Source organism: Streptomyces murinus, from assembly GCF_002154555.1.
Lineage (GTDB): Bacteria > Actinomycetota > Actinomycetes > Streptomycetales > Streptomycetaceae > Streptomyces > Streptomyces murinus.
Genome location: NZ_MUNF01000362.1, coordinates 1 through 15,222 on the forward strand (window position 1 = coordinate 1; position 15,222 = coordinate 15,222).

The 15,222-nt window shown below is 73.1% G+C and carries 8 protein-coding genes and 2 pseudogenes; 4 read left to right on the top strand and 6 right to left on the bottom strand.

What is annotated here, in order from left to right:
- Positions 1-6,329: type I polyketide synthase (locus tag CCN72_RS21790; protein WP_086808976.1), on the top strand; the 6,329-nt coding region annotated here is incomplete at its 5' end.
- A gap of 17 nt (positions 6,330-6,346) precedes the next feature.
- Positions 6,347-7,327 (top strand): annotated as a pseudogene (locus CCN72_RS40710) (FAD-dependent oxidoreductase); the annotation flags it as partial.
- A gap of 77 nt (positions 7,328-7,404) precedes the next feature.
- Here the strand turns inward: CCN72_RS40710 and CCN72_RS39055 are convergent.
- From CCN72_RS39055 to hrcA, 4 genes and pseudogenes are all read right to left on the bottom strand, one after another.
- Positions 7,405-8,121 (bottom strand): annotated as a pseudogene (locus CCN72_RS39055) (16S rRNA (uracil(1498)-N(3))-methyltransferase); the annotation flags it as partial.
- Complete coding sequence (locus CCN72_RS21800; RefSeq protein ID WP_086808978.1) at positions 8,118-9,191, bottom strand: nitronate monooxygenase; 1,074 nt, start codon at positions 9,189-9,191, stop codon at positions 8,118-8,120. The gene CCN72_RS21800 and the pseudogene CCN72_RS39055, both read right to left, overlap by 4 nt.
- Before the next feature lie 167 nt (positions 9,192-9,358).
- Positions 9,359-10,495, bottom strand: coding sequence for a molecular chaperone DnaJ (gene dnaJ, locus CCN72_RS21805; protein ID WP_085564685.1), 1,137 nt, complete (start codon positions 10,493-10,495; stop codon positions 9,359-9,361).
- Positions 10,496-11,512 carry a heat-inducible transcriptional repressor HrcA gene (gene hrcA / locus CCN72_RS21810; RefSeq protein ID WP_085564686.1) on the bottom strand — a complete coding sequence of 339 codons (1,017 nt, stop codon included), beginning with the start codon at positions 11,510-11,512 and terminating at the stop codon, positions 10,496-10,498.
- 183 nt (positions 11,513-11,695) lie between these two features.
- Here hrcA and CCN72_RS21815 point away from each other — a divergent pair, with 183 nt between their 5' ends.
- Together CCN72_RS21815 and CCN72_RS21820 are read left to right on the top strand one after the other, a co-directional pair.
- The gene (locus CCN72_RS21815; protein ID WP_086808979.1) at positions 11,696-12,418 is read left to right on the top strand and encodes an MBL fold metallo-hydrolase; all 723 of its coding nucleotides are present in this window, start codon (positions 11,696-11,698) and stop codon (positions 12,416-12,418) included.
- Positions 12,419-12,452: 34 nt separating this feature from the next.
- Positions 12,453-13,322 (top strand): DUF3097 domain-containing protein, encoded by an 870-nt coding sequence (locus tag CCN72_RS21820; protein ID WP_086808980.1) that lies wholly within the window; start codon positions 12,453-12,455, stop codon positions 13,320-13,322.
- Here CCN72_RS21820 and CCN72_RS21825 read toward each other — a convergent pair.
- The gene (locus CCN72_RS21825; RefSeq protein ID WP_086808981.1) at positions 13,300-13,869 is read right to left on the bottom strand and encodes a Uma2 family endonuclease; all 570 of its coding nucleotides are present in this window, start codon (positions 13,867-13,869) and stop codon (positions 13,300-13,302) included. The two genes, CCN72_RS21820 and CCN72_RS21825, sit on opposite strands and share 23 nt — an antisense overlap.
- Before the next feature lie 66 nt (positions 13,870-13,935).
- A complete protein-coding gene (gene hemW / locus CCN72_RS21830; protein WP_086808982.1) occupies positions 13,936-15,168 on the bottom strand; it encodes a radical SAM family heme chaperone HemW in 1,233 nt (410 codons plus the stop codon).
- Positions 15,169-15,222 lie beyond the last annotated feature (54 nt).

Consider the following 15,222-nt stretch of genomic DNA (forward strand, 5'->3'; position numbering starts at 1 on the left):
CCGGCTGCCGGCTGCCGGGGGGTGCCGATTCCCCCGCGTCGTTCTGGAAGCTGCTGACCGGCGGGCGGGACGTCGTCCGCGAGGTTCCCGAGGAGCGGTGGAGCCAGGAGGAGGTCTTCGGTCTGCCCGCCGATGTCGCCGCCCGGCTGAAATGGGGGGCCTTCCTCGACGAGGACGTGTACGCCTACGATCCCGCGTTCTTCGGTATCAACGCTCATGAGGCGGCCTGGGTCGATCCCCATCACCGGCTGCTGTGCGAGACGTTCTGGGAGGCGGCCGAGCATGCCGGAGTGCCGCCGAGGTCCTTGTCCGGCAAGCCGGTCGGCACCTACTTCGGTGTCTACAACAAGGAGTATCTCCTGCGCGCCCAGCGGCCGTTGGAGGAGATCGACGCCTATGCGATGAACGCGAGCATCCATTCGATGGCCGCCGGACGCATCGCCTACCTCCTCGATCTGCGGGGCCCGCAGATGACGCTGGAGGCGGGGTGCTCCTCCGGGCTCGTGGCCCTGCACGCCGCGTGCCAGGGGCTGCGGGACAAGGAGAGCGACCTGGCGTTCGCCGGGGCGTGCGTCCTCATCCTGGGGCCCGAGGAGTCCGTGCCGCCGGCGCGCTGGTCGTTCTTCTCGCCCACCGGCCGGTGCCGGGCCTTCGACGCCGGCGCCGACGGTTATGTGCGCGGAGAGGGCTGCGTGGTCCTCGCGCTCAAGCGCCTTCACGACGCCGTGCGCGACGGCGACCGGATCCTCGGCGTGATCCGGGGCAGCGCCCTGAACCAGAACGGGGGCCGCTCCACCCGGCTGACCGCGCCCTCCACCGACGCGCAGATCGAGGTCTGCCGCCGGGCCCTGGCCGCCGCGGGTGTCGATCCGGGGGACGTCGGCCTGGTGGAGGCCCACGGCACCGGGACCGGGGTCGGCGATCCCCTGGAGTTCCGCGCGCTCGCCGAGGTCTACGGCAGCGGGCCCGGCGTCTGCGCGCTCGGCTCGGTGAAGACGAACATCGGGCACACCGAACCGGTGGCGGGCCTGGCCGGAGTCCTCAAGGCCCTCTTGTCGGTACAGCGCGGTGAGATCCCGCCGAACCTGCACTTCCGGCACTGGAATCCGGAGATCGACGCCGGAGCGACCCGCTTCCGGGTGCCCACCGGGACCGTCGCCTGGCCCGCACGCGAGGGGCGGCGGCTGGCCGTCGTGTCCTCCCTCAGCGTCACGGGCGCCAACGTGCACGTGGTCCTCGAACAGCCCCCCGACGGGGGCGGACGCGGCCGGCGTCGTACGGCATCCCGCGGTGCGGGCGGCAACGAGCAGGCCGGTGGTGAGCCGCTGGCGTTCCCGCTCTCGGCGGCGAGCCGTCCGGCGCTCACCACCGCGGCGAGGCGTCTGGCCCGCTGGCTGGAGGAAGAAGGCAGCGGCGTCGCGTTACCGGACGTCGCCCACACCCTGGCGGTGCGCCGCTCCCCGCTGCGGGAGCGGCTGGCGGTCGTCGCCGCCACCCGCGCCGAACTGATCGGCCGGCTCACCGAGGCCGCCGACGGAACAGCGACCACCGGCGTGGCGCGGGGCACGGCCAGGCCCGGGGCCGACACCGTGTTCCTGTTCTCCGGCCACGGCTCGCAGTGGGCGGGCATGTGCCGGGGCCTGCTGGACCGTGATGCCGGCTTCACCCGGGTCATCGACCGGCTCGAACCGCTGGTCGCCGAGGAGTCCGGGTTCTCCCTGCGCCAGACCCTGGCCGGTGCCCGTCTCGTGGAGGGCATGGACCGCGTCCAGCCGACCGTGTTCGCCATCCAGCTGGGCCTGTGCGCCATGTGGGCCGGCTACGGGGTGCGGCCCGCCGCGGTGATCGGGCACTCCATGGGCGAGGCCGCGGCCGCCGTCGCCTCCGGCGCCCTCACCCCGGAGGAGGGGGCCCGTGTCATCTGCCGCCGCTCCCGGCTGAACGTGCGCCGGGCGGGGGCCGGCCGGATGGCCTCGATCGCGCTGCCCCGCGCCGACGTCGAGGCGAGGATCGCCGCGAGCGGGGTGCGGGGGGTGAGCGTGGCCGTGGTCACCTCACCGGAGGCGACCGTGATCGGCGGCGACAAGGACGCCGTCGACCAGCTGGTGCGCGCCTGGCAGAAGGAGGACATCGCGGCCACGTTCGTCAACGTCGACATCGCCGCGCACACCGCGCACATGGATCCCATCCTGGACGAACTGCGCACCGCCCTCGCCGGTCTGGACCCGCGCACCCCGGACGTCCGCTTCTACAGCACCGTCCTCGACGACGCCCGCCGCGGCGTACGGCTGGACGCGGACTACTGGGCCGCCAACCAGCGGCAGCCGGTCCTGCTGGCCTCCGCCGTCCGGGCCGCCGTCGAGGACGGCTTCCGACGGTTCGTGGAGATCAGCCCGCACCCGGTCCTCGCGCACGCGGTCCACGCCACGGCCGCCGCCCTCGGACCGGATCCCGTCGACGTCCTGGGCTCCCTGCACCGCGAGAGCGAGGAACGCACCGCGTTCCTCACCCAGGTGGCCGCCCTGCACTGCACCGGATGCCCGGTCACCTGGCCCGCCACCCCCTACCGGGACGCCGCGCTCGCCGATGTGCCCACCATGAGCTGGGAACGCACCCGGCACAGCATCGCCCCCTCACCGCTGCGCACCGCCCCGCCCACCGCCGGTCGCGCCGGCCAGGGTGTCCTGACCGGCACCCATCTGACCGACCCGGCCAGTGCCCGGCGCCACCTGTGGCAGCAGACCCTCACCCGCACCACCCTGCCCTGGCTGGACGAGCACCGGGTCAACGACGTGCCCGTCCTCCCCGGCGCCGCGATGGCGGAGATGGCCATCTCCTGCGCCACGGACGTGTTCTGCGCGCCCCCGGACGAGGTGGAGGTCCGCGACCTCGACCTGCACCGCATACTCGCCCTCGGCGAGAGCCGGGAGGTCACGGCTCTCGCCACCACGCTCACGCCCGCCCTCGCCGACTGGACCCTGCACGCGGCCGGGCCCGACGGCGTCTTCGCCGCCCACGCGGGTGCCCGGCTCCACCACGCCCCGCAGCAGCGCCCGCCCGCGCCGGTGGACATCACCGCCCTGCTGTCGGCACCGTGCGAGGACGTCGATGCGGCCGAGCTGTACCGGCGGCTGCGCCAGGAGCGGGGCATCACCCACGGCCCGGCGTTCCAGGGCATCACCCGCCTGCGCCTGATCCGCGGGCACGGCGACGGCCTGCGGCAGCCCCCAGGCGCTGACGGGGAAGTGGGGGACGACGAGCCGTGCGCGCTGGCCGACGTCGTGCTGCCCTCGGCCGGGCGCGCGGGAAGCCGGAACCTGCGGCTGCACCCCGTCCTGCTCGACATCTGCCTGCAGGCGGTGGGCAGTACCTGGCTGGCCTGCCACCCCGTGCCGCCCGGCGGGATGCTGCCGCGCCGGCTCGGCCGGGTCAGGGTCCTGGGCGACACCACCACGGCGGCGTATGCCCATGTGCGGCTCACCGACGTGGGCGACCGCTCCTGCACCGCCCGCTGCCTGCTGACCGATGCCGCCGGGACCGTCCTCGCCGAGGCGGACGCGATCGACTGCGTGAACGTTCCTTCCCAGGACGGCGAGGATCTCTTCGACCGGCGCACCCTCGACGTCACCTGGCTCGAAGCCCCCGGGACCCGGGAGATCACCGAGGCGGGCCACTGGGAGCTGTACTACGAGAGGGACCGCGCCGGCGAGGCGGCGGACCTCAAGGCGGCCCTCGAAGAACACGGCGCCACCGCCGCCCTCCGCCCCGTCACCGGCCTCAGCGGGCCGCCCCGCGACGCGACGCGGGGCGTGGTCTACCTGCCCGCCCTGGACGGCGCGTCCGCTCCGGCGGTCTGTGCCCGGAGCAACCTCGAGCATCTGATCCGTCTCGCCCAGTCGTTGGCCCCCGACGGCCGGGGCGGGCCCCGGCTGTGGGTGCTCACCCGCGACGCGGCGCACGTCACCTCCCGGGACACGCCCGGCCTCGCCGGATCAGGACTGCGCGGCGCCGTGCGTGTCCTCGCCCTGGAGCAGGCCGCCCTGCGCCCCGCCCACCTGGACACCGACCGGCACACCACACCGGAGCGACTCGCCCGCGAGCTGCTGACCTGCCCCGACACCGAAGACGACATCGCCTACCGGGAACAGGCCCGCTATCTCGCCCGCCTCACCCACCACCCCCTGGGCCCCGGCGACCGCGTCCGCGCGGGCGTGAACTGGCGTACTCAGGGCGCCAAACTGCTCCGCGGCCCGAGCCGGACCCTCGACGATCTCCACCTGAGCGCCCTGGTGCCCCGGCCGCCCGCTTCCGGGCAGATCCAGGTCCAGCTGCACTCCACCAGCCTGAACTTCATCAACGTACTCAAGGCGGTCGGCACCTACGACCAGCTGCTGTCCGGGACCGACATCGTCCCGCAGGCCGTGTTCGACGGAGCGGGTACGGTCACCGCCGTCGGCGAGGGCGTGCGCTGCGCGTCCGTCGGCGACCTCGTCGCGGTGCCGGTGTGCTGGGCCGGCGACCGCGAGACGCTGATGGCCTCCCGCGTCACCGTGCGCGCCGACTGGGCCGTCCCCCTCACCTCCCCCGAGGAACTCACGCACGCGGCCGGGCTGCCCATCGCCTACCTCACCTCCTGGTACGGGCTGTGCCGCCTGGCACGTCTGGCAGCGGGGGAACGGGTGCTCATCCATTCCGCCTCCGGCGGTGTGGGGCTGGCCGCCGTCAACATCGCCCGGATGAAAGGGGCCGAGGTCCTGGCCACCGCCGGGACGCAGGAGAAGCGGGACTACCTGCGCTCCCTGGGCGTCCGGCACGTGATGGACTCCCGCGGCCTCGACTTCGCCCGGCAGGTGCGCGAGATCACCCGGGGCCGGGGGGTGGACGTCGTCCTCAACTCGCTGACCGGCCCGGCGCAGAGCGCCGGTCTCGATCTCCTCGCCCGCAAGGGCCGGTTCATCGAGATCGGCAAACGCGACATCTACGAGGACACCCACCTCGGGCTCCTGCCGTTCCGCCGCAACATCAGTTTCAGCAGCGTCGACATCGCCCTGCTCCTGCACGAGGAGCCCGCCCTGATCGCCTCCCTCGTACAGGAGATCGGCCAGGCCTACGCGGCGGGCCTGCTGCCGCCGCTGCCCATGACCTCCTCCCCCGTCTCCGAGGCGTCCGAGGTGTTCCGCACCATGGCGGGTGCCCGGCACACCGGCAACCTCGCGCTCGTCTGGCCGGCCGAAGGGCAGGTCACGCTGCCGGTCGCCCCCCAGGACGTACGGCCGGCCGAACCGCACGCGTCCTACCTGATCACCGGGGGACTGGGCGGTCTCGGCCTGGACGTGGCGCAGTGGCTCGCCGCTCGCGGGGCCCGCGCCCTCGTCCTCGGCGCCCGGTCCGAACCGGGCGAGCGGGCCCGCCGTGTCATCGAGGAGCTCACCACGCGCGGCGTCGAGGTCACCGTCGCGCTCGGCGACATGGCCGACCCGGCGACGGCCCACCGTCTGGTCTCCGCGGCCGAGGCCACCGGCCGCCCTTTGCGCGGCGTCCTGCACGCCGCCGCCGTGGTCGAGGACTCCGTCCTCGAGAACGTCAACGCCGCCCAGCTGCAACGGGTGTGGGACGCCAAGGCACTGGGCGCGTGGAACCTGCACGAGGCGACGAAGACCTGCGCCCTGGACTGGTGGATCAACTTCACCTCCGTGGCCGCCGTCATCGGCCAGCCCGGGCAGACCTGTTACGCCGCCGCGAACTCCTGGCTGGACGAGTTCACCCGCTGGCGGCGCGCCCAGCGGCTGCCCGCCACCAGCATCGTGTGGGGGCCCTGGTCCGGGCACGGCAGGGGAACGGGCATCGAAGCCCTCGGCTACGCCATGATCTCCCCCGAGGAGGGCATGGCCGCGCTGGAGAAGATCGTCACCCGCTCCGGGCGGCCCCTGACCGTCTACTCACCGCACGACCTGGACCTGCGGCTCTCCCTGCACCCCGACGCGGCCCGCCTGGCCTACTACGCGGCGATCGACCGCACCGGCGGCCCCGCCGACGACGACACCAGCACCTTCCTGGCCGACTGGAACGCCCTGACCGACCCCGAGCGGCGCACCCGGTTCCTGCACGAGAAGATCAAGCAGCACACGGCCGCCGTACTGCGCTGCCCCCTCGACAGCGTCGAGGACCGCACGGCGTTCGCCGCGCTCGGCCTGGACTCCCTGCTCGCGATCCAGCTGCGCAACCGCATCGCCCACGAGGCCGGCGTCGAACTGCCCACCACCGCCCTGTGGACCCACCCCACCCCGGCGGACCTCGCCGGACTCCTCACCGACCGGCTCCCGAAGTGACCAAGGGGGGACCTCTGGTGGACCCTGCTTCCGTCCTCGTCGTCGGCGCGGGCCCGTGCGGGCTCACCGCCGCGTGCGAACTGACCCGCCACGGCGCCACCGTCCGCGTCATCGACACCAACCCGCAGGCCGCGACCGGCACCAGGTCCATCCTGCTGTGGCCGCCGCAGCTCGCCGTCCTGGCCGACTACGGCGTCCTCGACGAAGCGCTCCACCTGGGCAGGCAGCCCGAAGCCTTCACCTACAGCACCGGCACCCGGCGCCTGGCCCGCTTCCGGTTCACCCCTGGCACCGCCCCACTGGTCCTGCCCCAGCACCACACCGACCGGCTGCTGGAGAAAGCCCTCACCGCCATGGGGGTCACCGTCGAACGCGGACGGCGGGCCACCGGCCTCACCCAGACACCCGGCGAGGTGCACGTCGAGACCACCGACGCCAGCGGCCGCACCAATACCCTCACCGCGGCATGGCTCATCGGCGCGGACGGCGCCCACTCCACCGTCCGCACCGCGCTGGGCACACCCTCCACCCGGACAAAAGCCCTGTCCCGGTTCCTGCTCGCCGAAGGCGCCCTCACCCCCGCGCCCCCCGTCACCGACATCGAGTACACCCTCACCGCGCGCGGCGCACTCCTCATCGCGCCCCTCCCCCACGGCCCCTACCGGGTCGCCGGCAACGTGAGCGAGGAGATCCAGCCCGGCATCGAGGAGGTCCGGGCCCTCCTGCGCCGCGGCCGGCGCACCCTGGACATCGGCGACCTGACGCTTGTGACCGAGTTCACCTCGCAGGAGTCCCTCGTCCACGAGATGCGTACCGGCCGGGTGTTCCTGCTGGGCGACGCCGCCCACACGCACTACCCGGTCGGCGGGCAGGGCGCGAACCTCGGTATGCAGGACGCCCGCAACCTCGCCTGGAAACTCGCCGGCGTCCTGGACCGGCGCCTGTGCGACGGCATTCTCGACACCTACGACGCCGAGCGGCGGGCCGCCGCCCAGCAGGTGCTGCGGATGACCGGGCTGGTGGCCCGTATCGCCCTGGCAGGGCCGCCGGCCAGCAGTGTCCGCGATCTCGTGCTGAGGGCGGCGGCCGCCGTACCGGCGGTGGATGTGCGCAACACGCTGGGTCCGAGGACGTACGCCTTCGCGCCCGCCTCCTCGAAGAGCGCCAACTCGTCCCGGGAGACGCCCCCTTCGGGGCCGACGACCAGCACGATCTCGCCCTCGGCGGGGAGTTCGGCGGTGGCCAGCGCCGCGCTGGTGTGCTCGAAGTCGGAGTGCAGCACCCCCGCGAAGTCGGCGTCGGCCAAAAGCGCCGCGACCTGCTTGGTGCTCGCCGCCTCCGCGACCTGCGGGAACCGCACCCGCCGGGACTGCTTCCCGGCCTCGCGCGCGGTCGCCCGCCATTTGCCGAGCGCCTTCAGCCCCCGCTCGCCCCGCCACTGCGTGATGCAGCGCGCGGCCTGCCACGGCACGATCGCGTCGACCCCGACCTCGGTCATCGTCTCGACGGCCAACTCCCCCCGGTCGCCCTTGGGAAGCGCCTGTACGACCGTGATCCGGGGCCGCGGCGCGGGCTCCTCGGACACCTCCGGCATCCGTACGACCAGCCGGTCCTTGCCCTCGCTGCCGAGCACCTCGCACACCGCGTAGCGCCCCGCGCCGTCGGTGAGCACGACCTCCTCGCCGGCCTCAAGGCGCTTGACCGACACCGCGTGCCGGCCCTCGGGACCGTCCAGGACATAGCGGTCGCCGTCCGCGGCGAAGTCCGCCACGACGAACACAGGGGCGGTCATCGGGCACCCCCCTCGGCGAACACCGCACGGGCCTCGGCGAGTTCGGCCGCCAGCACCTCCACCAGCTGCCCGGCGGGCAGGTCCCGCGCCAGCCGGTGGCCCTGGCCCGCCCACAGCGCCATGCCCTGCGCGTCCCCGGCCTTCGCGGCGGCCTTGCGCAGCGGCGAGGTGAGGTGGTTGATCTCCGGGTACGCGGCGGGCGCGTACGGGCCGTGCTCGCGCAGGAAGCGGTTGACCAGCCCGCGGGCCGGCCGGCCGGTGAACGCGCGGGTCAACTCGGTGCGGACGAACAGGGGGTTGGTCAGCGCCTCCTTGTGCACGGCGGGCGCGCCGGACTCGGGGGTGGCGAGGAAGGCGGTGCCCAGCTGGGCCGCGCTCGCACCCGCCGCGAGGACCGCCGCGATCTGGGCGCCGCGCATGATCCCGCCGGCGGCGACGACGGGGATGTGCACCGCCTCACGGATCTGCGTGATCAGGGACAGCAGGCCGAGGCCGGTGCCGTCGTTCTCCGGGACGTCCCGGTGCGTGCCCTGGTGGCCGCCCGCCTCCACCCCCTGGGCGATCACCGCGTCCGCCCCGGCCCGCTCCACCGCGACGGCCTCCTCGGCGGTGGTGGCGGTGACCAGCGTGAAGGTCCCGGCCCGCCGCAGCCGCTCCAGCGCCTCCCGGCTCGGCACCCCGAAGTGGAAGGAGACCACGGGCACCGGGTCGTCCAGGAGCACCGCGAGCTTGGCGTCGTAGCCGTCGTCGCGGCCGCTGTCCGGATCGCCCAGCTCGGTCTCGTACCAGGCGGCCTCGCCCGCGAGCTGATGGGCGTAGACCTCGACCGCGCCGCTCTCCGCATATTCGGGCTGGGGCATGAACACATTCACGCCGAAGGGCCGGTCGGTGAGGCTCCGCAGCCGCTTGATCTCCTGGTACACCCCGTCGGCCGTCTTGTACCCGGCGGCCAGGAAGCCGAGCCCACCGGCCTCGGACACGGCGGCGGCGAGCTCGGGACCGGAGACGCCGCCCGCCATGGGGGCCTGCACGATCGGGTGAGGGAGAAGATCGGTCAGTGCGGAGGACATGACCGCATGGTGTCACGTCCTCCGAACAAGTCCGAATCGGGTGTCACGATCGGCATATTCCACTACGCGCCCGGTCAGAGGCGGTGGCGGCCTTCGGTCCGAGGCCGGTCCGAGGCGTCGACGGACTCCGGTCGGAGGCCGTCGGCGCACCCGTCACCGCCGGGCGGTCAGCGCCCGTTGAACGCGTCCTTCAGCCGCGAGAACAGCCCCTGCTGGCCCGGCTGGAACTGCCCCTGCGGGCGCTCCTCGCCGCGCAGCTTGGACAGCTCGCGCAGCAGCCGCTCCTGCTCGGCGTCGAGCTTCGTCGGCGTCTGCACCTCGACATGCACGATCAGGTCGCCCCGGCCGCCGCCCCGCAGATGCGTGACACCGCGGCCGTGCAGCGGGATCGACTGCCCGGACTGCGTCCCGGGCCGGATGTCGATCTCCTCCAGGCCGTCCAGCGTCTCCAGCGGCACCTTGGTGCCGAGGGCCGCCGCGGTCATCGGGATGGTGACCGTGCAGTGCAGATCGTCGCCGCGGCGCTGGAACCGCGCGTGCGGCAGCTCGTGGATCTCGACGTACAGGTCGCCGGCCGGACCGCCGCCGGGGCCGACCTCGCCCTCGCCGGCGAGCTGGATCCGGGTGCCGTTGTCGACACCGGCCGGGATCTTCACGGTCAGCGTGCGCCGCGAGCGGACCCGGCCGTCACCGGCGCACTCCGGACAGGGCGTGGGGACCACGGTCCCGAAGCCCTGGCACTGGGGGCACGGCCGCGAGGTCATGACCTGGCCCAGGAAGGACCGGGTGACCTGCGAGACCTCACCGCGGCCGCGGCACATGTCACAGGTCTGCGCCGAGGTGCCCGGAGCCGCGCCCTCGCCGTTGCAGGTGTTGCAGACGATCGCGGTGTCGACCTGGATCTCCTTGGTCGTCCCGAAGGCCGCCTCGTCCAGTTCCACCTCGATCCGGATCATCGCGTCCTGGCCGCGGCGGGTGCGCGAGCGCGGCCCGCGCTGCGACGCCGTGCCGAAGAACGCGTCCATGATGTCGGAGAAGTTGCCGAAGCCACCGGCGCCGAAGCCGCCCGCGCCGGCGCCGCCGGACTGCGAGAGGGGATCCCCGCCGAGGTCGTAGACCTGCTTCTTCTGCGGGTCCGACAGCACCTCGTAAGCGGCGTTGATCTCCTTGAACCGCTCCTGGGTCTTCGGATCGGGGTTGACGTCCGGGTGCAGCTCGCGTGCGAGCCGACGGAACGCCTTCTTGATCTCATCCTGCGACGCGTCGCGGCGCACGCCGAGAACGGCGTAGTAGTCCGTGGCCACTTACGACTCCGCCAGGATCTGTCCGACGTACCGTGCCACTGCGCGTACCGCTCCCATCGTTCCCGGGTAGTCCATGCGGGTCGGTCCGACCACGCCGAGCTTGGCAACCGCCTCGCCGCCCGAACCGTAGCCCACCGACACCACGGAGGTGGAGTTGAGTCCTTCATGGGCGATCTCGTGCCCGATGCGCACGGTCATGCCCGGATCCTTCGCCTCGCCGAGGAGTTTGAGGAGCACGACCTGCTCCTCAAGGGCCTCCAGGACGGGCCGGATCGTGAGGGGGAAATCATGTCCGAAGCGGGTGAGATTGGCGGTGCCGCCGATCATCAACCGCTCCTCGTTCTCCTCGACCAGTGTCTCCAGAAGGGTGGAGAGCACCGTGGAGACCGTACCGCGATCCTCGTGTTCGAAGGCGTCCGGCAGGTCCTCGACCAGCTGCGGCACATCCGCGAACCGGCGGCCCGCGACCCGGCTGTTGAGCCGCGCGCGCAGATCCGCGAGAGAGGCCTCGCCGAACGGCGCCGGGCAGTCGACCATCCGCTGCTCGACCCGGCCGGTGTCCGTGATCAGCACGAGCATCACGCGCGCCGGGGCGAGCGCGAGCAGTTCCACGTGCCGCACGGTGGACCGGGTCAGGGACGGGTACTGCACGACGGCGACCTGCCGGGTCAGCTGCGCGAGCAGCCGCACCGTGCGCGCCACGACGTCGTCCAGGTCGACCGCGCCGTCCAGGAAGTTCTGGATCGCGCGGCGCTCGGGCGCGGTCATCGGCTTGACGCCCGCGAGCTTGTCGACGAACAGCCGGTAGCCCTTGTCGGTGGGGATGCGCCCCGCGCTGGTGTGCGGCTGCGCGATGTATCCCTCGTCCTCCAGGGCCGACATGTCATTGCGGACGGTCGCCGGGGACACGCCGAGGTTGTGCCGCTCGGTCAGGGCCTTGGAGCCGACCGGCTCCTCGGTGCCGACATAGTCCTGGACGATGGCGCGCAGCACCTGAAGCCTGCGTTCACTCAGCATTGGCGCGCACCTCCAGCACGTCGTCCCCTCACTCGCACGTCACTCGCGCGGTTGTCCCTCTTGTGTCCGTCCTGGCACTCTTCGCATGCGAGTGCCAGCGTTCCCCGGCCAGTGTACGGCCGTGGGGTACGCACGGGGCAAGGTCGGTGCCCTCGCGACCCCGGCTGCGGCTAGCGTCGCGGTATGACGGTGACTTGGGAAGAGCACGGGTGGGAGCGGCTCGCCGCCGGGGTGGGGCGGTGCCGGCTGCCGGGCTGGGACTGCACGGCGGGGCTGGTCCTGGGCGCGGGCACGGCGCTGATGGTGGACGCCGGATCGAGCCTCGCGGAAGGGGCTCGGCTGCGGTCCGCGGCGCAGGTGCTCGCCGGTGGACGTGTGACCCATCTCGCGCTGACCCATGTCCATTTCGACCATGTCTTCGGGGCGGCGGCCTTCGCGGGGACCACGGTGTACGCGGCGGTGGGGGCGGACGGGGTGTTCCGCCGCGGGCGGGACGAGCTGCGGCACGACGCCGTCCATCACGGGCTCCCGGCGGACGAGGCCGAGGAGTCGGCGCTGGCGCTGGTGCCGCCCCGGCAGCTGGTCTCCGGGGAGCGGACCCTGGACCTGGGCGGCGGCCGCCAGGCACTGCTGGCCAACGTGGGCCCCGGGCACACCGCCCATGACCTGGTGGTGCTGGTGCCGGGCGACCCCGAGGTGGTGTTCTGCGGCGACCTGGTGGAGGAGTCCGGCGAACCCCAGGCGGGCCCGGACGCCGTACCCTCGCGCTGGCCGGACGCGCTGGACCGGCTGCTGGGGCTGGGGGGCGAGGACGCGCTGTACGTGCCCGGTCACGGCGCGGTGGTCGACGCGGCCTTCGTACGACGCCAACGGGACGCGCTGGCCGCCCGGTTCGGCGTGTCGTAGGCACGCGCCCGCCGCTTCTCCTATCGTCATCCGAATGCGCCCACCCGTCTCCCACCACCGCCCTTCCAACGAGGGCCCTTCGGGCCCGCGCTCCCGCCAGTACTCCGCCGACCTGACCCCACCCTGGAAGAAACCCCAGCCGGTACCCGAGGTGCCCGCTGACCCCGGTCTGGTCGTGGAGGAGCCCGGCACCGGGTTCTGCGGGGCGGTGATCCGCTGCGAGGCGGGCACGGTGACGCTGGAGGACCGCTTCGGCAAGCACCGGGTGTTCCCGCTGGAGCCGCGCGGCTTCCTGCTGGAGGGCAGGGCGGTGACCCTCGTACGGCCGGCCGCCGGACCGGCGCGCCCCGCCCGCACCGCCTCCGGTTCCGTCGCCGTCCCCGGCGCCCGCGCCCGCGTGGCCCGGGCCGGCCGCATCTACGTCGAGGGCCGGCACGACGCCGAGCTGGTCGAGAAGGTCTGGGGCGACGACCTGCGCATCGAGGGTGTCGTCGTGGAGTACCTGGAGGGCGTGGACCACCTCCCCTCGATCGTCACCGACTTCGGCCCGGGCCCCGACGCCCGCCTCGGCGTCCTCGTGGACCACCTCGTGCCGGGCTCGAAGGAGTTCCACATCGCGCGGTCGGTGACCAGCGACCACGCGCTGGTGGTGGGCCACCCCTACATCGACATCTGGGAAGCGGTGAAACCCGCCGCACTGGGCATCCCGGAGTGGCCCCGGGTGCCACGCGGCCAGGACTGGAAGACCGGAGTCTGCCGCGCCCTGGGCTGGCCCTCGGACAACACCGGCGCGGTGTGGCAGGCCATCCTGAAACGCGTGCGCTCCTACAAGGACCTGGAACCGGAACTGCTGGGACGGGTGGAGGAGCTGATCGACTTCGTCACGGGTAGCGGTGGGGCCTGACGTTCTCGTAGACCGCGAATTCGCTGGTGTCCAGCTCGATGCCGACGGGCTCCAGCGGCGTGGAATCACCGAACGCGGTGATCCGCCGGCATCGGTAGTCCGCGTCCTCTCCGTGTCCCGTGGGCTCGGTGAACAGTACGCATTGGGCCATGACGGGGTCGATGATCAGGTAGGCGGGCACTTTTGCAGCGGCGTAGATCGAACGCTTGATCAGGTAGTCGCGGCACGCGCTCCGTTTGCAGACAACCTCTACCAGCGCCGTGACGGCCCGGGACGGCATCGGCGCGCCTCGCTGCACGCGTGCGGCACGCTCGGCGACCACGACATCAGGCACCGGGACGCTGCTGCCCTCAAGCATGTCCACGCTCCGTGATGTGACCCCGGACCAGCAAGTACGCGGAAGCTGGTTCACCACAGCCGACACGTTCCCGTCGTGGATCGCACCCGAGCTCGGTGCGATGACGATGGTCCCCCGCAGCAACTCGGCCCTGGCACCCTCGGGCGGGCGCAGCTCCTGGAAGTACTCGACGATGATCCGATCTCTCACAGCCGCACCCTACGAAGTGCGCCGCTCACCGGCCGGGCTCCCGTAGGGGTTCACCCGGCCGGGTGATCAGTCCACCAGGTCCCGTACCACCGCGTCCGCCAGCAGGCGGCCGCGCAGGGTGAGGGTGGCGCGGCCCTCGGCGTACGGCGTCTGCCGGAGGAGGCCGTCGGACAGGGCGCGGCGGGCGGCGGCGAGGCCCGGTTCCTTCAGGAGGGAGAGCGGGACGCCCTCGCGCAGCCGGAGTTCCAGCAGGATGCGCTCGACGCGGCGGTCCTCCGCGGACAGCAGCTCGCGGCCCGCCCCCGGGGAGCGGCCCGCGGCCAGGGCGGAGGCGTACGCGCCGGGGTGTTTCACGTTCCACCAGCGCACGCCGCCCACATGGGAGTGCGCGCCGGGGCCCGCGCCCCACCAGTCCGCGCCGCGCCAGTACAGCTCGTTGTGCAGACAGCGGCCCGCCTCGGAGGTGGCCCAGTTGGAGACCTCGTACCAGTCGAAGCCCGCCGCGGAGAGGGTCTCCTCGGCGATCAGATAGCGGTCGGCGTGGACGTCGTCGTCGGTCATCGGGACCTCGCCCCGGCGGATCCGGCGCGCGAGCTGCGTGCCCTCCTCCACGATGAGGGCGTACGCGCTGACGTGGTCGGGTCCCGCGCCGATCGCTGCGTCGAGGGAGGCCCGCCAGTCGTCGTCGCTCTCGCCGGGGGTGCCGTAGATCAGGTCGAGGTTCACATGCGCGAAGCCCGCCGCACGGGCCTCCGCGACGCACGCCTCCGGGCGGCCGGGGGTGTGGGTGCGGTCGAGGATCTTCAGCACGTGCTGCCGCGCGCTCTGCATCCCGAAGGAGATCCGGTTGAAACCGCCCGCGCGGAGGGTCGCGAGATAGGCCGGGTCGACCGACTCGGGGTTCGCCTCCGTGGTGATCTCGGCGTCCGGGGCGAGCCCGAACTCGTCGCGGATCGCCGCCAGCATCCGTACGAGATCGTCGGCGGCCAGCAGCGTGGGCGTACCGCCGCCGACGAACACCGTGCGCACCGGCCGGGGATCGTCCCCGAGCACCTTGCGGGCCAGCCGGACCTCGTCGACGAGCGTCTGCGCGTAGTTGTCACGGGACGCCAGCACCCCGCCGGTGCCGCGCAGCTCGGTCGCGGTGTACGTGTTGAAGTCGCAGTACCCGCAGCGGGTCGCGCAGTACGGGACATGCAGATAGAAACCGAGCGGACGCTCCCCCGCCCCGTCGAGCGCGTGCGGGGGCAACGCGCCGTCGTCGGGTACGGGCTCACCGTCGGGGAGTGCGGAAGGCATAGGCCCATTGTCCAGCACCGCCGGGATTCCCCGGGCGGTGCTGGACAATGGGCC

Coding starts and splice junctions, on each gene's coding strand:
- CCN72_RS21800 (WP_086808978.1), bottom strand. CDS start 9,191: ATGTCCTCCGCACTGACCGATCTTCTCCCTCACCCGATCGTGCAGGCC.
- CCN72_RS21820 (WP_086808980.1), top strand. CDS start 12,453: ATGCGCCCACCCGTCTCCCACCACCGCCCTTCCAACGAGGGCCCTTCG.
- hemW (WP_086808982.1), bottom strand. CDS start 15,168: ATGCCTTCCGCACTCCCCGACGGTGAGCCCGTACCCGACGACGGCGCG.
- hrcA (WP_085564686.1), bottom strand. CDS start 11,512: ATGCTGAGTGAACGCAGGCTTCAGGTGCTGCGCGCCATCGTCCAGGAC.
- CCN72_RS21815 (WP_086808979.1), top strand. CDS start 11,696: ATGACGGTGACTTGGGAAGAGCACGGGTGGGAGCGGCTCGCCGCCGGG.